This is a genomic window from Paenibacillus sp. NRS-1782, from assembly GCF_050467685.1.
GTDB lineage: Bacteria > Bacillota > Bacilli > Paenibacillales > Paenibacillaceae > Paenibacillus > Paenibacillus terrae_A.
In genome coordinates this window covers 1-20,041 of sequence record NZ_JBITPH010000048.1, presented here as the reverse complement: position 1 = coordinate 20,041, position 20,041 = coordinate 1, and the positions used below count along the sequence as shown (strand labels likewise).

Sequence of the window (20,041 nt, the reverse complement as noted above, 5' to 3'; positions counted from 1 at the left end):
TGGTTATTCAACAGGCGTGACAATATATAGATGTTAATAACAAAGAACCTAGACGATATAATATCTAGGCTTGTTTGTGTTTGTGAGTGTACACATGGATAGTATTTCATATTATGAGAATGCTCTTTCAATTGCTGTAATCATTTCTTGTTCATCTGGTTTAGAGTAACGACGTGTTACATTTACATCTTTATGTCCCGCCATTTCAGCCACGGCTGCAATATCATTTCCTGATTTAACAAGGGTACGCACAAATGTATGTCTGAGTGCATGGGGATGCGTTCCATACTTACTAAGCATATGCTGTACCGTTCTAATTGAAATACGTTTACGTTCATTACTGATAAACAAGGCTTTGTTTTCATCTGTCCTTGAATCAAGATATTTACTGATATGATAACGTACATCAACAGCTAGTGGTAAAGAACGCGACTCGCCACCTTTACTTTCGCGTACAATCAATTTCCCTCCACGTTCTGACATAGTTACATCACCACGATTAAGTGAGCATAGTTCAGATACACGTAAGCCACATTGCATCAAAACATACATGATAGCAATATCTCTCAGAATCCCATCCTTTTCAACTTCACGAAGTATACGTTTCCGTTCTAAGTCGCTTAGTGACTTTGGGGCTGTTTGTGTTTGTCTTTGAGGTCGAGTACGCTTAATCCGATCAACTATATCAGGTTGAGAGATGAAACGCGCATAGACACTCAAACAAGCAAACACTTTATCTACTGTTGAGGCACTCTTTCCATCTACCTCCAAATGTTTTATGTAGGCTTGCACATCATATCTCGTTAAGTCATTCAATTCTCCTCCATTGGGTTCAATCCAATTCACAAAAGCATTCATGATTCTCATATATGTACGGACTGTATTCTCACTCTTACCAAGCGCTTGTTGTTCTTTTAGAAAGAACTGTACTTCCACGCAACATTTTTCCATACTTAGCTCCTCCATATCTATTACTTCTACGACACATTATAACTCAATTATTGCGTGGAAGTCAACTTCTACGACACATTGAATATCCATAAATATTGTTCTTTGTTGAAGCAGCCTGTTCAATCAGCACACCATAGATACTTTATGACACAGAGTTAGCAACGTTCTGCCGGACGAAATGGTCAGCAGAAATAACCATCTTGAAATTCAGGACGGTTAGCAATGATACAGGCAAGAAAAGTTTAACGCTGCGTTAAACCCATTGAACAACATAGAAAATATCGAACTGTGTGTTTTATAGATGTACATCCAGTCAATGTTGACGCTGTGTCAACCATATGAGGGTATCGCCAACTTTGGAGACACTGTAGAGGACGACCCGTATCGACACCCGTATCGAAGCTCAATCGTGAAACTTGGTCTTTTGTGCATAAAACACTTATTCCATATAGCTTTATGAGACATAGTGAAACAAAATTGTGCCTGACTATATTTACATCGTTGCTGTATCGAGAAAATAGCTAAAAGGTAGATAAACAAAGGGATTTTGGTAAATATAGTCAACATCGTAATACGTATCGTACGTATCGAGAAATAATGTGTAAAAAAGCTTGATATATCAAGGGATTATTGTATTTTTATAAATTAAATTGTGTGAAGCTTAAATTTGAAGAATCCTTTATTTATCTATATTTTGTATCGTACCTCAATCGTATCGTCAATCATAACAAGAATAGCGGAGTGGAAGAGTTATAATTGTCATTTTGATATTATCAATTAGAGTATATTTATACCTTTTTCACTCCATCACGCTTAGTCATCATTAAACTATAGCTGAACCTTAATACAATTTGTCTCAAGCTCGAATCATATACGTAATTCCCTCACAGTCATCTCCTCCACTGTCTTCTGCTCACCAGTTGATGGGATAGTGTGTTCCTGTTCAACAAATTCCAGACGATCAATGGATTCTGGTAGGGAGAGCATCTCAAATATTTTACTAACTGGCAGTTGCGACGTCGCATCTCCAAATTGCTCATATGCTTTAATCATTTTTTGTGCTGTTCTGGGAGTAAAATCAACAGTCTTCAACCACTCGTACCACTCACCATGAACCAAATCATTCTCTTTCACATGTTTCAATCGTCGCCCAATCTCAAACACTGACTGACCAGCAATTTTTTTGTAACTCGGTTTAACCGATTTGCTCATCTTTTATTAGTCTGATATACTCCCATACCAAATTGGTACTCAGTGGTGATTTACCTGTGAACCCTCTAAGCTTAAATTAGCAGCTAATACTGAGATTGATTCAGTATTAAATATGGAAACAATCAATATGATAAGAGGATAGGAAATAATTTCTCATCCAATGACAAAGAGGCAAACCAAACTAATTTGGGTTTGGTGTACCTCAAGCTGATATCGCAAATGAAATTGGTGGGTAAAATTATTTGACTCACCACTAAGTTAAACTTAGGACTCATCAAGTTTGGTGATATGTATAAGGGATTAAATTTCGTCCTGAATGATCTAATCATGAATCAATTTCAGTATATAACTCGGTTAAACCGATTTTTATCTCTATATATTCTTACGGCGCAGCTTTGCATAGTCAGATTTGTCACCCTTGAAATTTCAATGACAGGTAATCGTGTCACTTGGTGACATTAGGTGACACGCCAAAGTTGGCGATTGGACGCTGTGTCCAACAGTTGTACGCACCGTTAAACCCAGTCATATCAAGGGATTTGACAGTTTGTCAAAAGCCTGTAATTCGTTTCTTATGTACCATTTCCTGTAATCAGGGCTTTTCTCATCTTGTGAAAAGCCTTAACCCCTCTCAACGAAATAGCTATTAGTCATATACCAAGCCTTACCCTTTACTGTATCCACCATACCCTTCTTGCTGTCCAGAAACACAATCTCCCTGCATTCTTTACATCCCCATTTACTCCTCTTGTACGCTGATTCTTCTATATAAGAAGCTCCACATTTACATTCTACCTGAATCAGTGTCTTATGCTGGCTGTATGCATCTGCTAACTGCTCAGTGATCTTGCTTGTTGCTGTAGGTTGTATTGCTGCTACATGTTCCCTTTGCTCACTAAATTCATTATGTACCTTAAAGTCTGCTACAAGCTCAGGATTCAAACCAAAATGTTCTTTGCCTACTGTTGTTACATATTTACTGCCTACACGATATGATTCTATCCAGTCCTGTATTTGTTTGGTGGATAGATTGACTGAACCTTTGATACCACTGTTCAGCGTGTAAGTCATTGTGTGATGCTGGTTTAGATTCATGTTTAGATCATCATTTCCACTCATTAACGTCAAAATATTTCATTACTTCCGCTTATAAAATACGAATTATTTTTATTATCGAAAACTATTATCCCTACTATTTGATAGTTTATTTTATTTATGGTAGGATATTCCCTGTAAAACAAATCCATAATAAGGATGACATTGGTTTTGTTTTACTATCATAACTAAGGAGTGGTTTTTAAAGTGAAAAAAATGTTGAGTTTGTTTGTTGTGTTTGTATTGTTTCTTGCAGTACTCCCCTTCTCTGCTAATGCTCAAGAAACTAATTCTTCAACTATCAACACCCCCGAAGACTACATTAACTATTTAAAACAAAATAATAGGGGACTTAACTCTAACTCTCAAGGCGGTGACGACCATTCTATCATTCTGAAACAATTCACAAGCTTATCCAATGAAGACCAACAAAAATTTGTAGACTACATGAATAATCCTGAAGCAATTAAAGCAATTTTTGATGCAATGCAAAGTGGCGAAAATACAGACCTATACAATGGAGACATAAAAATAAGAGTAGACGAAAGTAAACTAAAGAATACTATTTCTCCTTTTGCTACAACATATAGACCTTATGCTGAAACAGTCGCTTCTGCATTAGGTATCAATATTATCACAACTCAAGTATATGTACAGTACAGAGTTAGTGGTGGTAAAATAACTGAAATATTGAATGGTGGTGGATTAGTCACCAGAAACTGGTTCCCTGTTGTGAATATCGCCATAAAAGAAGATAAACCATATATAAATTCTGACAAGACTAGAGCTTATCAAACTGCTTACTTCACTTGGAACTTTATACATTCATCACTTGGGGCAGTAGTAGGAGTTGGCACACATACGATTTGGGGCTTTACCGATGGTTCTTACGGTTCATCATTTTCAAAGTCATAAGAAAAGGATTTAACAATGAGAAAAAAAACATATGTAATTATAGGGATAGTGCTTGGCGTACTACTTGTGCTTTATTTATTATCAAGGCTGCTATATAACAATTGGCATAGTTAGCAAAAAAGAAGCGTTTGAGATATTTACTCAGCGCTTCTTTTTTACGATAAGAGAATGATTTTATAATTTAGTTTCAGTCAGCGTTTTAAAATTCTAATAAATGACTCGTCAATCGACATAATAATTCCAGTTACTTCTTTACTAAATTGAGACTCAGTAAACTTATCTCTTCCTTGGCCTTCCTCTTAATACGTCTAATCACACTAAGTTGGCTCCTAATCTCCAGCCTTCTCTCAAGCTCTGTATCCTTCCCTGCTGCCTCTTTCACCAACTGTCTATACACTGATTCAAGCCAGTCCATGTCCATGTTACACAGCCTTTCTGTTGGCCTGAACCAGCAGTTTGAGGTTGATCCATTCATTATTCCAATCCTTCACGTACAGTCTTCCTTTGATTAACCGTCCAGCTTTATACATGTCGTTTGCTCCTTTATTTTAGAATGGTAGCTATATGGAATTTACATGCGTTAATACTTAATTTATTTCAGTATTTGAAACGTTGATTATCTGCCCCTGCCGTTCCCATTGACTAGCTATTGGAACTGTTCATTCCTATAGATCAATCAATGTTTTATGATTCAAAAGCTCGACTCATTGTAATGTGCCTTCGCTTCCAGAACACTTACCTCGTCGAATACACGGTACATCCTTATTGATTACTCGCTGTATCTCAATTTGGTCATAGCCTAAGCGTTCAAGAGCTATAGCGGTATATCCCATAGCACTATTATTTGACCACTCGTGCCAGCCGAGTATAGATGATTGCTCATAACCAGCCTTGTACGCTTCTGACAGTTGTTTCTCTATATCATCCAGCAGATTAATTTGAGTAGTATTGACACCATTGGGAAAGTAAAGGCGTTCAATCTCCATACGTTGTGACATTGGGAATGGATATTCGGGATTGTTATTGTTCATACTCTCGCTTCCTTTCTATGTTCACCTTGCTTATATTTGCGGTTATCTAAATCATAGTTACAGTAAGTGTGGCTCGTTACGTTATAGTGTTGATTATGATGATAAAATGACTCTTTTACATTTGATTACCATAGCTGTTAAAAGCCCCAAAAAGGTTGTATAAGCTTCTATGATGTTATTATCACGTTGTTATGTGATTTAACAGGACAGATTATGTGGTTGTCTCCATCCTGCTATGTATATTGGATTAAGCGAACAATGCGACTTCCGTCATATGTGAGTATTTGCCTTGTTTTAAATATGTGTCATAGATACGTTCAGGATCATCAGTTTCGTATCTATCCATTTTCCAGTCGTGTGCTGGCTCTTGAAACAACTTTTCAAATGCGGCTTTCTTATCACGATAGTAATCATGTGCAAAAGTTGCCTTGTCGGTGTAACCATGAGCGTCAATATCTTCTTTCCTCATTTTCACGATCAAGGATAATGGGAATCGTTCATCTGTTAACCGATTAGCAAATTCGTTCACACGTTCAACAGTTTTAAGCATATACTTCATATCCTCAATGATGATAACCGCTGTAGGCTTGATTTCAAATTCGATGAACAATTGTTCAAATACAGCGTTCATGGCAGACACCTCTTTGTTGTTAGTGGTGGATTGAGTTGGTTGCAGTTTTCTCAGTGCGATTGTCATATATGTATCTTCCCCATTCGGTTTATAATTGTGTCATGTGACACATTAGCAGCCACAAGCCATATTCATAGCTTCATCCTCAGCATGTTCAATGGCTTGAATAAAGGAGATCAAAGGTTCATCATTTTTGTACTGGATAGCCTTCTCAGCCGTACCGTTAGCGTCACGCCATTCCCAATATGCGATGATATCAATGGATTGCAGGAAATACATGGATAGAGCCTCTACGGGATTCACAGTGTACAATTGAATGAACTGTTCATCTGATAGCTGACTATGCTCAAGATATTCGTCCTTCATTTGATGGAGCAGAAGAAATGTGCTTTCAGGATTAACGTTTACGATTCTGCTAATGAAGGAATTTCTTCTCTCAACTGTGTTCAGAATAATTTGCATATCAATGCGGATACCTGTTGCTTCAGGAGAAATATTGAGCATATTGATTAGATCATTGACGCTTATATTTGGATTGTACGGTGCTGGCGCAATAATACGAGTCCAGTTGTCGTCATTGCCTTGCTCAAACACTTGAATTGCGTCTGAGACATTCAGGCCAATAGTTTGCCATTTGCGATTTAAGGCGTCTGTTATGTGGTAATAGTGCAGTTCCTTTTCAGTAGCTTCCCCTTCTGAATCCCAAACTTGATTCATGCACACAATGTCGATGATGGCTTGCTTGTTAGCTTTTTTGTTCATTTGGTATCATCCTCCTTGAGAAATTGGTAAAATGGCAATAGCAAAACTAAGGAAGTATAAACACATTCCTTACCCAAACGATATTATTTATCACGATATCGGTATAATACAATTATCACGACATGGGTATAATGTCAATCTGTTTATGGAGGATATTTGAATGTTAAAGTTTCGGATTAAGTTAAAAGAAGTTCTTAAGGAGCAAGGAATCACACAAAAAAAGCTTGAAGAAATTTCAGGAGTTCCACAATCAAAAATATCCAATTTGTGCAATAACAAATTTCAGGAATTGAATATAAATAACCTTGAGAAAATAGCTAACGCATTAGATATTAAAGACATATCCGTACTGATGCAGTTCGAGGAAACTAAATAATAAGCGTTATAAAAAACAAGGAAGGCTCCCTATATTCGGGTAAGCCTTCAAAATTTCTATTCCCCTCACTTGCTTGTCCTATTAAATCATAATGAACTTGTCCTCTTTTGGCACAAGCTTTCTTGGTTTATTGGAGCCTTTAGGAAACTCTTCAATTTCAAAAATCCCCCGGAAATAAAGAGCTAACTGCTCATTATTTTTACTTTGTTTTCTATTCACATCTTCAAAAAGTTTGATAACACCGGTGAAGATTTGGAGGACCTCATATCCATAGGCACCATCGGACTGATCAAGGCCATTGAAAGCTTTCAGACCGGGAAAGGCACCAAGCTGGCAACGTTTGCGGCCCGTTGTATTGAAAATGAAATTTTAATGCATCTTCGCTCATTGAAAAAAACACGTAAAGACGTATCTCTCCATGATCCTATAGGGACCGACAAGGAAGGTAACGAAATTACTTTAATTGATATCCTCGGCACCGAGGCTGACGATATTGTGGATAAGGTACAGCTCAAAATAGAGAAGAGTAAAATCTATCGTAACCTGGATATTTTGGATGAGCGTGAAAAAGAAGTGGTTATTGGTCGGTTCGGTCTGGAAGCTGGAGGAGAAGAACGTACACAGCGGGAAATCGCAAGAGAGCTGGGGATTTCTCGTTCGTATGTGTCCCGCATTGAGAAGCGTGCGCTGATGAAGCTGTACCATGAATTTTACAAGCAGAAGGGGTAATGGATTCCGCTTCAATAATACCAATTTTGCTATGTATTTTTATTTAAAACGCAAATAAAAGCCTGTAGTGGTTTTCTACACTACAGGCTAAAAATGTTTTACTTCGTCGGGACAAGCCCTCCGCTGTTGGCTCTCTTGGATTGAATTTATTTTCCTACATACTCATCTAAAAAGCGATCTACTCTTTGGAAATATTCAGTAGGGTAATGGTTGATGGCATCGATGTGCTCCGTATTTTGCGGGTACCATACTTCTGCTTTTGGGTTATCTTTTAAGGACTCGTAAATAATTTCTGTATTTTTATAACTAATTTGCTGATCCCCAGTACCATGAATGAGCATAACTGGCTTGTCTTGCATCTTTTTTACCGCATCCATAGGAGATATGGAATCAAGATCAACCTTAAAGGTCCATTTTGCCATCCATGTCGATGTATAGCTGAATGGAAACGCAGGTAAACCTGAAAAGAAGGGCAAACCCTCTCTCAGAAATAGACCAGCATTACGAAAAGGACTATCCGCAATTACAGCTTTGATGTCATCACTTTCACTTGCGGCTAGCAAAGAAGTAGCAGCACCCATTGAAAAGCCGATCACTCCAATGTTATCACCCGTATGGTTTCTGGATTTTAAATAGCTTACAGCTCCTAGCAAATCGTATTTTTCATTGAGGCCCAGTGTAATCAAATCGCCATCAGATTTACCTTGCGAGTTGAGGTCAAATGCCAATACATTGTAGCCCTTCGGAACGAAATGCTCTACTAACTTTGGGGTCCGCCCTTTGACTAAACGATTGCTCGTATATCCATGGACGACAATAATCGTCTTATTACTTTCTTTACCAGAAAGACCACTTGCAGGGAAGAAGGAACCTCTAATCGTATTATCATTTTTCAAACTCTTGAACTCGACCTCTTCGTAAGGAGTTTTATCGATATTCAATCCGTAGCTGACGTTAGTGTCTCTAGGATGGTGCAACAAGGTGTCTACTACTTTATAAGATATAAAAAATACAAGAGCCAACACAAGCAAAAACGCGATCCCTAGGCTCCATAACATTTTCTTCCGTTTTTTCACACGAACGTTAAATGTCAGATCCGATTGTAATGATGTTTGACTCATTCAGACTCCTCCAGTTTTTCTTTAGGTTGTATGGGTGCGAACAAATAAAAAGCATGCCCCTTCAGATTTTCCCACTCGGGATGATGAATAATACTTTCTCCAAGAGTTAAGCCCACTCCATTAAAGAAAGAGATATAGGCACGAGAGATCATTGCTGGAGAAAAGCTTTTGTTAAATTCCCCCATTAACTGTCCCTTGGCATAGACGCATTCGATTGCATCTGTCATTACCTTAGTACTTTCAAGGACCTTCTGTGTAAGTTCAGGGAATCTTATTCGTTGTCCTAAGACAGATTGAACAAGCCGCAATTCATTTGTATATAAGTAGATATAGTTGAATTGTTCTGCCACCATGTTCTTAATCAATACGCCCGGCGTCCCCTCTTGTTGTAGACAAGCAAGCGATTTTGCCTGAATATCAGCAAGCGGCTCAAGGACAGCTGCGTAGTATAAAGCTTCTTTGCTAGGGAAATATTGAAAAATGGTTCCAGGAGTCACTCCCACACTCTGCGCAATGATAGCCGTTGTGGTATTAGAATATCCACTTTCTGCGAACAGGACAACAGCTTCTTCTAGGATACGTTTACGCCGCTCCAGTCTTTTTTCTTCATTGATGGGTCTTGCCAAATGTATTCCCCTCTCTTTAAACTAAACTTTAATTAATTAAATGATTGATTATTTAATTAATAATGTATCTTAAATTACGACTTATAGCAAGAGTAAATTTAATTGTTCCATTTTATTGTTATGAGTACACGAGGATTGCTTATATTGTATGTGTCGTCATCCACAGCATTCCAGCAATAACTGTATATACAGCCTTGCGCTCATTTGCGAATTGAGGCAATCCAGTGCTATATCTAACCCGGATTTACTTCCGTCCATTTGAAGCTATGTAGACGACAATCTCTACCTGTTGATGAGTATTGATGTGTTTTTTCTGGCAGTCGAAATATGTATTTTAGTATAAGGTAATACATTTATTGAGAGATTCATATGAATGTATAATGATAATTTCAACCATATTAAATAATTTAACTAATGGAGGAAATCCAACATGACAAAATTTAGTCAGAATCCAAACGATTATTCTTTTTCAATTGATCCTGTCGTTATAGCAGAAGAAAATGTTTCAACTAATGGTGATACCAAAAATACTTTTCCAAAAAATATTTTAATTGATAATAATCTTTCTTGGGAAAGCAGCTTAAGCGGTAGAGGTGGAGAAATCATTTTCAAATTAGATGAAGGCAAAACGATTAATGATATCCTCTTAGCTCAGCCAACCTTTAAAGCGTTTATCCTAACGTTTTCTCTTCATGGTTCTAACGACGGAGAAAACTGGTTTAGATTAGGTGCAGTAGAAGCAGTGCCAACTACTGCAAAAACGACTTACCAATTTAGTAATGAGATTCCTTTTCAATATTATAAAATAACTGTACTTTCATCTGGTCTGAACAATACAACAACCTATTATGGTGTACGTTATATTCAGTTAAGAACCGCTTCAATCAATGGCGTTCCTGCCTATAGAAATTCCAGTTTAAATCCCGCAATTGCGGAATAAAAATCAATGTGAGCCTACTGCATCAATTCCTATATGCACATATACAAAAGAGGGGCTGGCTCATGCCACCCCCTTCTTTTTATTGAATTTTTTGAATCATGTTATAAATCATTTCAGCCGCTTCGGCGCGTGTGATTACCTGTTTTGCACGGAAGCTTCCATCTGGATAACCTTGTACTAAATTCATTTCGGTTAGACCCAGTACATCTTCTCTGGCCCATTCCACAATTTGAGAGGCATCTGAGTAGATATTGCTTTCTTGTTGTGGCGTAGCCTTGATAACGTTGTTCACCATTTTAGCCGCCTGCTCCCGGTTAATAACGCGATCTGGAGCAAATACCTTATTACTAAATCCATGAGCGACCTGATCTTTAATCGCTGTTTTTAGTAGATCAACATACCACGCTGATGGATTGATATCCTCGAAGCTTAAAGCCATATCCGTTTCGAGCGGTAATTTCAGGGAACGGACGAGCATCGAAGTGAACTCCATACGTGTTACAGGTCTGCTCGGCTCAAAAAGGGTTTGGGTCATACCCTTCACTACCCCCATATCTGCAAGGGCATTAATCTTATCTTTATTAAATGCCCGTTCAATGTCACTAAAGCGATTGGGCTTCGTTTCGACTGAAGGTGCTTGAATGGTTGCTGTTTCAGTCAACTCCTCAGCATCGGGCTGAATCGGCTTAACGATCCCCCCACCTCCTGCTCCACCGCCTGAGGCTGAGGCTTCAGTACTCCCCGTTGTTTTACCGTGGGCTTGTTTTGCAGTGGTACGCATTCCTTGGGTGTTTTCTGCCCAAAGCTGAACAGCATACGATTGTTTCTCTTTAAGCTGACTCCAAATAAAGCTTCGATCCTTACCACGATATAATTCTGCTTGCCCTTCACTGGTGAGCACGAAAATATCATTTTTGTGCTTTGATTCCCAGTGGATCATAAACTCGCTATTCGTCGTCTCCGTTTTCGAAAACGCAAATTCTGGAGATGGTAACGTTTCTACCTCGCCCTCTGTCTGTTTACCTTCACCGCTTGTGTTAACCGGTTTGACGGTAATACGATACACCGTAGAGCTATCCAAGCCATCTACCTTAAAATTAGAGTTGGCCGTATGACCGATAAGCAGCCCATTTTGGTATACATGGTAGGTATCTGCACCAGGAGCTTCTTTCCACGTCACTACCAGATCGGTATCTGTTACATCTTTAAATGTCAGCTCATGATCTGGTATTGGGCTTGGGAGCGCACGATACGTTAATGGAGTCCACTCACCTGCGCCCGTTGTATTGACAGCTTGAATGCCAAACGAGTACATCGTACCCGGTTGGATACCTGAAAGCTTAATACTACTATCCTTGGTATCTACGATTTCACCAGTATCTTTCCGAATTACAGCATATTGAGAAGCATTTTTGATTTCATCCCAGTTCAGCAAAATCTGTCCATTCCCTAGCTCTGTGACTTTGACGTTTTGCACTTGAGGTGGAAGCGTAAGCAGCTCTTCCCGTACGGGCTGACCGAACCCACTATCATTACCGCTGCTCACCTGAAAATCGTATTTTTTCCCACCTTCTAATCCGGATACGACTACACGTGGTTCCGTGCTGTAATAATCCTGGCTATTAATTGATACTTTGTATTTGGTCGCCCCATCGACTGGGTCCCAAACAATCGCGGCATCATGCTCCCGAACCTCTACCGCTATAAGTCGTTCAACCAATGTGGGTAGTGTTAACACGTTGATAGTTGTATCCTCACCTTTCCCACTTCGATTGTAGGCCCGGATTCGAATATTTGCATTCCTACCTGCGGGCAATCCATCAAAAGTATAGACATGGCTTCCCCGGGAAAGCCGCACATCTGGCTCATCATTAACATTCAAGATGTATCCGTCAGCTCCCTGCACATCTTGCCAATCCACACTGACAGAATATACATCATTCCCTACACTCGCCAGCGTGGTTACCCGATCAGGTAATGTGATGACCCTCAAATGAGCATAATCTCCAAAGCCTGTTGCATTTTCAGCGGAAATGGAATAGTCATACTCCGTTCCTGCCTGAAGTCCGTCATCAGCGAATTCAGTATACACATCCTTATAAACAGATGCTTTGTCCCGCTCCAGAGCATAGTATGTCGCCGTGATTACACGATTCCATTTCAAGTCGATTCCATCGTCCTTCACGGTTACATTTTGGAATCCGCTTGGGCTATCTGGCAGGCTTAAAAAAGACACATGCTTGGCCGCACCCTCTCCACTGGCATTCATAGCTGATACAGAAACATCGTAAAATTCACCCGGCTTCATCCCCGTAATTGGATTATACACATCCTGTGTAACAGTATCCTTAAATATGACTTCCCCTGTACTAACATCTGTTGCTGTAATCTTATAGTTGTCAGCTGAAAGCACTGGCGTAAAATCAGCCATGATTTGTGCTGAAGTACGCGAAATGGTTCGTAATCGGATCTGATCCGGGGCATCAGGTAACGTTAACACACGAACCCGGTTGGAATAAGCATTGCCTCCCACGTGATTACTGGAACGCACTTCATATTCGTATGAACGCCCTCCCTGTAGCCCTGTGTCTGTAAAAGAATTTGTCGGATGCGTAACATCCCAAATCTCATTCGTCGTTAAATTTCGGATGGTATAGACGTAACCATCAGCAAGGCCCGTCGGAAGAGTCCATTGCAGATCGACCTCTGTATTTCGTACGGATGACGCAGAAAGCTCAGCCGGCTGAGGCTGCTTCTGAATGCGAAGTGCTTTGCTGACTGTTTCAGAAATGTTACCCGCCTGATCTTTCACCTTGGCATGAACATACCATTCACCTTCCTTTGAAAGGTTCATCTGAATTCCTGTATCAGCAGCTGTATCCCAAGCCTCGGGTACGTCAGGGCTGTTCGTGATTTTATATTGCATCGTAGCTGGTTCGATCCCCGAATGCTCGTCAGCATATCGTATCCCCACCTGAATACTCGTATCCTTCCATTCACGCGAATCCGGTGTAAGCTGGATCGTCGGGCGTTCCAAATCAATATAAGATGTTGCGAACACCGGATCACTCCGATTTCCAGCCGCATCCACAGCTTGAGCAGTCACTTTGACGATGCCAGAACTATTTAATACTCCCGATGAACCAGGAACATAATGGCCAGAGCCTATTTGATATTCATAATGTACTGCTGAACGATCCGTTCCTCCCGAAATAGCAAATTGCACTGGCTTATTGGTGTATCGAGTGGGCATCGTCACCTCGGAGAACGTCACCTCCGGGGGCGTTGGTCTGGTCCGATCAATTATGACCGATTGAGTCACGATTGGACTAGGCACGTCCAGATTATTGATCGTCCGTGCTGATAGCTCGTACAGCCCTTCTGCATTTAATGTAAAAACGCCATTATATGTCTGCCATGCCCCTGCTGAACTCAAACGATACTGTGTCATCTTGATTCCATTGACAGGATCACTTCCTGAATCAATGGCAATATTCACATTGTTGATCGTTGGCCCCGCCTCGCTAGCTCGGATAGCAGGAGCAGTCGGACCCTTTTTATCAATAGTGACTTCCTTGCTTACTTCCTGACTCACATTACCTACGTTGTCTATGGAGCGGGCATAAACCGTGCTTTTGCCATCTTGATTAACATGGAATGCTCCACCATAGTCTTGCCAACCTTGATTGACAACGCCCGTCACGCGAAATTGTGTATGGGCCAGCCCAGAATAATCGTCCGCTCCTGGCTGCAATGTAATGGTATAGTCATTACTGTTACCCGTTGCACTTATGATCGGTGGCGTCGGTGGCATTTTATCTATCCTGACATTCCCGGAAGAAAGACCACTATACTGGTTATTCACGTCCACAGTCCGGGCATAGATTGTATTTACACCATGATCATATACAGTAAAGGGTCCTGTGTACTGTTGGAATGCTCCACCATTTAGGCTGTATTCATAGTATTTCAGCCCTTCAGGCGCCACGTCTCCATTGATCCATACCGTTACAGGTCCTTTGGTCCATCCCGTACTTGCTTGGCCCTCAGCTCCTGCATTAATCTGGGGTAGTTTGGGCATCAGATCTGATTTGGGGATGACACGGACTCCAAACTTGGATATTTCATTACCAGTCTGCTGGTTAGTACCCATAGCTCTAAAATACCGAATATCTTTTAACGTAATAGAGTCTGTGATCTCTACCCATTTCCCTTCATAAGAGCTACTGGCATATAATTTTGTGACATTGGTCCATGTATATAAATTCGTTCCATTAGGCTGCCAAGTGTTACCCGCTGCTGCATTAGATACAAATATATTAGTATGGTAAGACCCTTCGATATAAACAAAAATCTTATAATCCGACGTCTTAATAGATTTTCCAATATCAACAAAACGTTCTGTCGGCTGCACCACACCCTCACACTTATATCTTGCCGAGCCCATACCGGTATAAACTTCAGTGGCTCCTACTCCATTTCCTGACCAGAACCCCCAACCGTCACCCCCGTTAGGTAGATTATTTTGGCAAAAAGGTCCACCGATGATCTCTTGGGTAGCAGCTGATACTCTATCTGGAAATATAGGAAAGGCAGTTAACATGATCATTACAGCTAAAAATCCATATGCCCACTTGCTATACTTCCTTACCTTTCGCTTATTTTTTGGATACATACATTTCTCCCTTGCTTTATTTTATTTTCAAAGAGTTTACAAACTCGTTTCGGCTAAAATAAAAAAAGCACCCCAAACGAAGGCGGTTAAGCCTAAGTTTGAGGTGCTTCCTCAAAGTAACGAGTATGTTTTGAAGTTATTATACTTCGTTCTAAACGTAATGTAAACAGCACGACATCATTTAAAATTCATACATGCTTGTATTGCACATTATTCCACATCTCGGGATCAGCCTTGAAGCCTTAATGAACGTGAACGCCCAAGTTCCGAAAAAAGCCGCGCAGGTTCTGACTGTAAGAGTCCTGCATAGCGGAAGATTCCTTAAGAATATTTTGCATACTGTTCATAAATGCCGAAGCTGAAGTCGTATCAGCCTTGTCAAACCGATTCTCTATTCGCGTGTTATTTAGAAATTTCGCAATCTCTCCTGCACGTTCCTTATATTCCTCAATCCATTTAGGGTTTTGAGGAACCTTTTGTGCAAAATCTAGCAGCTGACTCAGTCCATTCCCCCCACCTTTAATGTCATTGATGAATGATGTATACCTTTGGGGGTCAGCCTGCTTCATCAATTCCGACATTTTGACGTAATCCTCAGGGGCACCTAGCGGACGGTCTATTGGAGTCGTGTAACTAATATCTCCGGTCTCTGGATCAATGGATCGTGTCAAAGCAATAGCAGCTATCTGGTTCATGGTTTCCAAAAACTCTTTGGCCTTGTCACCTTCCATATAGTGGTCTGCAATATACTTGGATTGGGAAACTCCCATCTCCAGTAGCACGGTTCGCTGGCTCTCATCTGTTACTGTACCATTGACGATAAAATTGGATTCAATCATACTGTACACCGCATTGGACACTTCTTCTGACTGACCTTCTAAAACCCGGTTTAATGCATCATTGATCTGGGTTGTACCGAAATACTTAGCAGACTGTGATACAATAGCTCCTTCAGCCAGCTGCCTACCTGTTTCGCTAATCTCTACGGAGTCTTGGATAACCAAGTCGGAGCGTTTTCCCTCATAAAGCTGGGGGGATTGGGCTTGTTTATCTTCCAAATTTATCCTCAAGCTACTAGTGTTCACAACGGCTCGTTGCATTCTAAGGGGCTCAAAATTCATTTGATTTCCTCCTGTCCTTTGGTAACAGGCACTCTAAGTCGTATGTATAATGTAATGTGACCCTGTTTCTATATATATCGGACAAAGCATATATGGAATGAATATATGCTTTGTCCTAAAAATGAACAAGTATTAAAGCAGTTAATCAACCGCCATAAATACTGTAAGCGAAGTGATATACAATATCTGTGTCTATAATCGAAGTACCCCTAACCTGAGCAGCTACCCCTGAGAGATCAAAATAGTGTGTAAAACTGATTGCTCCGGACAAGTATTCCGCAATACTTCCAGTTGAATGAGGCAGGGAAACGGTAACACTAAAGGCCCCATTCTGATCCGTATAGGCTGTGCCTGTACGAGTGCGATTGCCGCTGCCTTCAGTCCAGTTCTGATTCAACCATGTCATATCAACAGGCGCATTTGCAACAGGATAATTATCAGTTGTAGTAACGACACCCTTCACAGTAAAATCACTGGTTCCAGTAACACGGTAATGACGACCGTAAGAATAGGTTGGGTAGTCATTAGGGCCATTTTTAGAAGAGTCGTAACCGTTAATTACAATTTTTCCAGCCCGAAGCACCGGTTTAAGTGTTAGTGTATACAAATGGTCAGCTGAGTACTGATTGGTTGTGTATACTCGTACATAGTAGGTTCCAGTATTCAAAGAAGCATTGTGATTCGTTTGCGGAAGAAGCACCATCTGGTTGCCGCTGAGAGCTCCATAAACTTCCGCTTTGTAACCGTAGCTTTCCGAGGTACTATCCAGCTTTACATTTAATGCATCATAATTGCGGCTCGCAGGGATCGTGATTTGATACCAGTCGTTATCAATGCCTGAATGGATGGAACGTGAGTTAAGGGAAGATCCGCCCGTACTAAAGGTAAAGTTATAAGCATGAAAAGCGCTCTCATCCGGCTCGTATGCATCGTAGCTGGAACTTGTATCGACAGTCAGATAGAAGGGAGCATTAATGCTAGATCCCTTCTTGGCATGAACTGCAATCGCATAAGCCATTTCCGATCCGATAGCGTTGCGCGCTCCTACGTTTTCGGGAAGTGATGCAGCCCCCTGTTCATAATTGTTAAAATAAGTACCGTAGGTAGAAGCGTCTATTGGATTGGGCTTGATGTCACCTGTCGTCATATCAAACTCATATAAGTATAAGTCATAGTCAAGCTGTGCTGAAAATGGTCCGTCCAGCTGAGCCTGCAACAATTCGCCAGGCTGCAAATAGATCGGATATAAAAATTGTGTACCTCCCTCTTCCGTAATCGTACCGGAATACGTAGCAGAAGAAGCTGTGACTGCCGCTGGGCTTGCTTTCAGCGAAGGAACAGCTTCTTTTTTCAATGAGGGTGTCTCTGGTGTCTTGAAGTTGAGATTTTCCTTCATGGCATATACCGAAGAAGTGATACTGTCAGGCTTGTCTGCCCGCGTCAGCTGCTTAATGACGTTTTCATTTGCAGCTGTTAGCTGAACATCAGACTCCGCTTTAATGGCTTGGTCCGATCCCCCATCTGTGCTTTGACTCGCGTTCGCAGTCAACCCAAAAGCGAACAGGAGCATCGTGCTTAGCATAACTGCCATCGCCTTTTTGAACCTCTTCATACTGAAATCCCCTCTCAAATGGTTTAAGGAATTCCCGCTATTCCCCGGATAAACCAGGGTAACTTCTAGGCTGTATGGCTCTATCATAAAACACTTCTGGTACTAATGGAATATACTGTGCAAAAAAAACATAAAGAGCCGCCTTTTTCGAAAATGGAAAGCCTCAGCAAGCCATTGCGAACAAAAGCGACTCTTATATATTACTCTACTACGTTAAAAAATGATTAATTTCTAAGACTGTAAGCAAAAAGATAAATTATATCCGTTGCACTAATCGAGGTGCCGTCGACCTGAGCCGCTACCCCTGTAAGATCATAATAGTGAGTAGAACCAATGTCACTCAAATATTCTACATTTCTTCCTGTAGATTGTGGAAGGGAAAGAGTCACACTGAATCTCCCGTAATCGTTCGTATACGTAGAAGCCGTTCTGGTACGGTTACCGCTGCCCTCGCTCCAGTTCTGATCCAGCCAAGCGACAGTGACAGGCGCATTAGGAACCAGTTGACCATCCGTTGTTTTAACGACACCATTCACGATCAGGCTGCTGCCTCCGTTAATACGATAATGACGACCGTATGAGTAGGTTGGATAGTCATAATAGCCATTGGAGTTATAGCCGGTAATTTCGATTTTACCAGCCTTGAGTACCGGTTTCATGGTTAGTGTATACAAATGGTCGGCTGAATACTGACTTGTGGTGTACACTCGCACATAGTAGGTTCCCGTATTCAGGGAAACGTTGTGATTCGTTTGCGGGAGAAGCACCATTTGGTTGCCAGTGAGCACCCCATAAACTTCCGCTTTATAGCCGTAGCTCTCCGAGGTACTATCCAGCTTTACATTTACAGCATCATAATTACGACCTGCTGGGATCGTGATTTGATACCAATCGTTATCTATACCGGAATGGATGGTGCGGGAGTTAATTGAAGAACCTCCGTTGTTAATTGTAAAATTATAAGCATGAAATGCGCTCTCATCCGGCTCATATGCATCATATTTGGAGCTTGTAGCCACAGTCAGATAGAAAAGATCATTAATACTTGACCCCTTCTTGGCATGGACTGCAATCGCATAAGCCTTTTCAGATCCAGTCGTGTTGCGGGCTCCTACATTTTCGGGAAGTGATGCAGACCCTTGCCCATAATTGTTAAAATAAGTACCGTAGATGGAATTGTCAATGGCATTGGGATTAATGTCACCTGTCGTCATATCAAACTCATATAAGTACAAGTCATAGTCAAGCTGTGCTGAAAACGGTCCGTCTAATTGAGCCTGCAATAATTCACCGGGCTGCAAGTAGATTGGATATAAAAACTGTGTACCTCCCTCTTCCGTAATCGTACCGGAATATGTAGCGGAGGACGCTGTCGCATTCGCTGATGCTGACTTTGGACTTGCTTTCAGCGAAGGGGTAACTTTCTTTTTCAAAACAGATTTCTGTGGTGTTTGCAAGTTGATATTTTCCGTGATGGCATACACCGAATCTGTAATGCTTGCGGGCTTGTCTGCCCGTGTTAAATCTTTAATAACGCTTTCTTTTTCAGTTGTTAGCTGAAAAATGGACTCCGCTTTAATCGCCTGTTCCGTTTTACCCTCTGTGCTTTGACTCGCGTTCGCAGTCATCCCGAAAGAAAGCAGGAGCACCGTGCTTAGCAACAGCGAAGTTGCCTTTCTGAACCTGTTCATACTAAAAAATCCCCTCTCGAATGTTTTACTAAATTTCCGCTATTCCCCAGATACATCTGGAAAACTTCTATGCTGTCTGTCTCTATCATAAAGCAATTCTGGTTCTAATGGAAGATACTTCTTCAAATATTCTTATTTGTAATCCGTGATAATTTTGTCACCGCTTTTGGAACTATGCCTGAGGCAATGGACAAAGTACTGAAAATCCTTGTCTACTTTTTATCCTAAAAATCACGACGAAAAAGGCTACTCTAATTAAAAGGGAGCCTTTTTTTGAGTTTCAAGCTAAAAAACTTGAACACATCTTGAGCGCACATAATGCACCTTTCGTAAAATACGTAAAAAGTTATGGCTCTTCGCTATACTCCGTGGCTAAAGTTACGTTTTCTAGACTAATAGAGCGATTTGACATGGAGCCTCTGCGGGCATGAGTACTCGCGAAAGCCGCGAAGCATAAGGACTTCGCGTTGCTAACCAGCTTATCATGCCCGCCTCTCCATATAAAATCGCAGTCTCTTTACCCCATTCGATGTATATAAGTTGAACTAAAGAT

At 40.8% G+C, this 20,041-nt stretch carries 16 protein-coding genes; 4 read left to right on the top strand and 12 right to left on the bottom strand.

Translation table 11 applies throughout. From position 1 onward, the window contains the following. Positions 1-111: 111 nt before the first annotated feature. The 3 genes from ACIFQM_RS18770 to ACIFQM_RS18760 form a co-directional block, all read right to left on the bottom strand. Positions 112-966 carry a tyrosine-type recombinase/integrase gene (locus ACIFQM_RS18770; RefSeq protein WP_430065971.1) on the bottom strand — a complete coding sequence of 285 codons (855 nt, stop codon included), beginning with the start codon at positions 964-966 and terminating at the stop codon, positions 112-114. Between the two features lie 852 nt (positions 967-1,818). Beyond that, positions 1,819-2,163, bottom strand: coding sequence for a DUF3102 domain-containing protein (locus ACIFQM_RS18765; RefSeq protein WP_430041525.1), 345 nt, complete (start codon positions 2,161-2,163; stop codon positions 1,819-1,821). Positions 2,164-2,784: 621 nt separating this feature from the next. After that, positions 2,785-3,258 (bottom strand): hypothetical protein, encoded by a 474-nt coding sequence (locus ACIFQM_RS18760; RefSeq protein WP_430041524.1) that lies wholly within the window; start codon positions 3,256-3,258, stop codon positions 2,785-2,787. Positions 3,259-3,465: 207 nt separating this feature from the next. On the opposite strand from ACIFQM_RS18760, the gene ACIFQM_RS18755 reads away from it, so the two are divergent. Beyond that, positions 3,466-4,173: a hypothetical protein gene (locus ACIFQM_RS18755; protein WP_430041522.1), complete on the top strand. Its 708-nt coding sequence runs from the start codon at positions 3,466-3,468 to the stop codon at positions 4,171-4,173. 704 nt (positions 4,174-4,877) lie between these two features. Here ACIFQM_RS18755 and ACIFQM_RS18750 read toward each other — a convergent pair. From ACIFQM_RS18750 to ACIFQM_RS18740, 3 genes are all read right to left on the bottom strand, one after another. After that, on the bottom strand, positions 4,878-5,204 hold the full coding sequence (locus tag ACIFQM_RS18750; protein ID WP_430041521.1) for a hypothetical protein: 327 nt from the start codon (positions 5,202-5,204) through the stop codon (positions 4,878-4,880). A gap of 247 nt (positions 5,205-5,451) precedes the next feature. Further along, positions 5,452-5,901: a hypothetical protein gene (locus tag ACIFQM_RS18745; RefSeq protein WP_430041519.1), complete on the bottom strand. Its 450-nt coding sequence runs from the start codon at positions 5,899-5,901 to the stop codon at positions 5,452-5,454. 45 nt (positions 5,902-5,946) lie between these two features. After that, positions 5,947-6,597 (bottom strand): hypothetical protein, encoded by a 651-nt coding sequence (locus ACIFQM_RS18740; protein ID WP_430048488.1) that lies wholly within the window; start codon positions 6,595-6,597, stop codon positions 5,947-5,949. Between the two features lie 160 nt (positions 6,598-6,757). Between ACIFQM_RS18740 and ACIFQM_RS18735 the strand changes: the two genes are divergently transcribed. Both ACIFQM_RS18735 and sigK read left to right on the top strand, forming a co-directional pair. Beyond that, positions 6,758-6,973: a helix-turn-helix domain-containing protein gene (locus ACIFQM_RS18735; protein WP_430041514.1), complete on the top strand. Its 216-nt coding sequence runs from the start codon at positions 6,758-6,760 to the stop codon at positions 6,971-6,973. 186 nt (positions 6,974-7,159) lie between these two features. Continuing rightward, positions 7,160-7,702, top strand: a complete 543-nt coding sequence (sigK, locus tag ACIFQM_RS18730) for an RNA polymerase sporulation sigma factor SigK (RefSeq protein WP_430041529.1) — start codon at positions 7,160-7,162, stop codon at positions 7,700-7,702. Positions 7,703-7,848: 146 nt separating this feature from the next. On the opposite strand, the gene ACIFQM_RS18725 is transcribed toward sigK, so the two are convergent. Both ACIFQM_RS18725 and ACIFQM_RS18720 read right to left on the bottom strand, forming a co-directional pair. After that, the gene (locus tag ACIFQM_RS18725) at positions 7,849-8,823 is read right to left on the bottom strand and encodes an alpha/beta hydrolase (RefSeq protein ID WP_430048491.1); all 975 of its coding nucleotides are present in this window, start codon (positions 8,821-8,823) and stop codon (positions 7,849-7,851) included. Beyond that, entirely contained in the window at positions 8,820-9,449 is a 630-nt protein-coding gene (locus tag ACIFQM_RS18720; RefSeq protein ID WP_430041510.1) for a TetR/AcrR family transcriptional regulator, read from the bottom strand. The genes ACIFQM_RS18725 and ACIFQM_RS18720 overlap by 4 nt, the downstream gene beginning before the upstream one ends. Before the next feature lie 430 nt (positions 9,450-9,879). Here ACIFQM_RS18720 and ACIFQM_RS18715 point away from each other — a divergent pair, with 430 nt between their 5' ends. After that, positions 9,880-10,389: a discoidin domain-containing protein gene (locus tag ACIFQM_RS18715; RefSeq protein ID WP_430041508.1), complete on the top strand. Its 510-nt coding sequence runs from the start codon at positions 9,880-9,882 to the stop codon at positions 10,387-10,389. 79 nt (positions 10,390-10,468) lie between these two features. Here the strand turns inward: ACIFQM_RS18715 and ACIFQM_RS18710 are convergent, their stop codons facing one another. The 4 genes from ACIFQM_RS18710 to ACIFQM_RS18695 all read right to left on the bottom strand — a co-directional run bounded on the left by ACIFQM_RS18710 (position 10,469) and on the right by ACIFQM_RS18695 (position 19,488). Continuing rightward, entirely contained in the window at positions 10,469-15,064 is a 4,596-nt protein-coding gene (locus ACIFQM_RS18710; protein ID WP_430065969.1) for a fibronectin type III domain-containing protein, read from the bottom strand. A 242-nt stretch (positions 15,065-15,306) separates the two neighbouring features. Then, positions 15,307-16,185 (bottom strand): hypothetical protein, encoded by an 879-nt coding sequence (locus tag ACIFQM_RS18705; protein ID WP_430065967.1) that lies wholly within the window; start codon positions 16,183-16,185, stop codon positions 15,307-15,309. Positions 16,186-16,330: 145 nt separating this feature from the next. Continuing rightward, on the bottom strand, positions 16,331-17,797 hold the full coding sequence (locus ACIFQM_RS18700) for a hypothetical protein (RefSeq protein ID WP_430065965.1): 1,467 nt from the start codon (positions 17,795-17,797) through the stop codon (positions 16,331-16,333). Positions 17,798-18,021: 224 nt separating this feature from the next. Next, a complete protein-coding gene (locus ACIFQM_RS18695; protein WP_430041500.1) occupies positions 18,022-19,488 on the bottom strand; it encodes a hypothetical protein in 1,467 nt (488 codons plus the stop codon). Positions 19,489-20,041 lie beyond the last annotated feature (553 nt).

Bases quoted from the DNA above. Each gene is read 5' to 3' on its own strand.
- ACIFQM_RS18765 (WP_430041525.1), bottom strand. From the start codon at position 2,163: ATGAGCAAATCGGTTAAACCGAGTTACAAAAAAATTGCTGGTCAGTCA.
- ACIFQM_RS18760 (WP_430041524.1), bottom strand. From the start codon at position 3,258: ATGAATCTAAACCAGCATCACACAATGACTTACACGCTGAACAGTGGT.
- ACIFQM_RS18745 (WP_430041519.1), bottom strand. From the start codon at position 5,901: ATGACAATCGCACTGAGAAAACTGCAACCAACTCAATCCACCACTAAC.
- ACIFQM_RS18740 (WP_430048488.1), bottom strand. From the start codon at position 6,597: ATGAACAAAAAAGCTAACAAGCAAGCCATCATCGACATTGTGTGCATG.
- ACIFQM_RS18705 (WP_430065967.1), bottom strand. From the start codon at position 16,185: ATGAATTTTGAGCCCCTTAGAATGCAACGAGCCGTTGTGAACACTAGT.
- ACIFQM_RS18700 (WP_430065965.1), bottom strand. From the start codon at position 17,797: ATGAAGAGGTTCAAAAAGGCGATGGCAGTTATGCTAAGCACGATGCTC.
- ACIFQM_RS18725 (WP_430048491.1), bottom strand. From the start codon at position 8,823: ATGAGTCAAACATCATTACAATCGGATCTGACATTTAACGTTCGTGTG.
- ACIFQM_RS18735 (WP_430041514.1), top strand. From the start codon at position 6,758: ATGTTAAAGTTTCGGATTAAGTTAAAAGAAGTTCTTAAGGAGCAAGGA.
- ACIFQM_RS18695 (WP_430041500.1), bottom strand. From the start codon at position 19,488: ATGAACAGGTTCAGAAAGGCAACTTCGCTGTTGCTAAGCACGGTGCTC.
- ACIFQM_RS18710 (WP_430065969.1), bottom strand. From the start codon at position 15,064: ATGTATCCAAAAAATAAGCGAAAGGTAAGGAAGTATAGCAAGTGGGCA.
- ACIFQM_RS18770 (WP_430065971.1), bottom strand. From the start codon at position 966: ATGGAGGAGCTAAGTATGGAAAAATGTTGCGTGGAAGTACAGTTCTTT.
- ACIFQM_RS18715 (WP_430041508.1), top strand. From the start codon at position 9,880: ATGACAAAATTTAGTCAGAATCCAAACGATTATTCTTTTTCAATTGAT.
- ACIFQM_RS18750 (WP_430041521.1), bottom strand. From the start codon at position 5,204: ATGAACAATAACAATCCCGAATATCCATTCCCAATGTCACAACGTATG.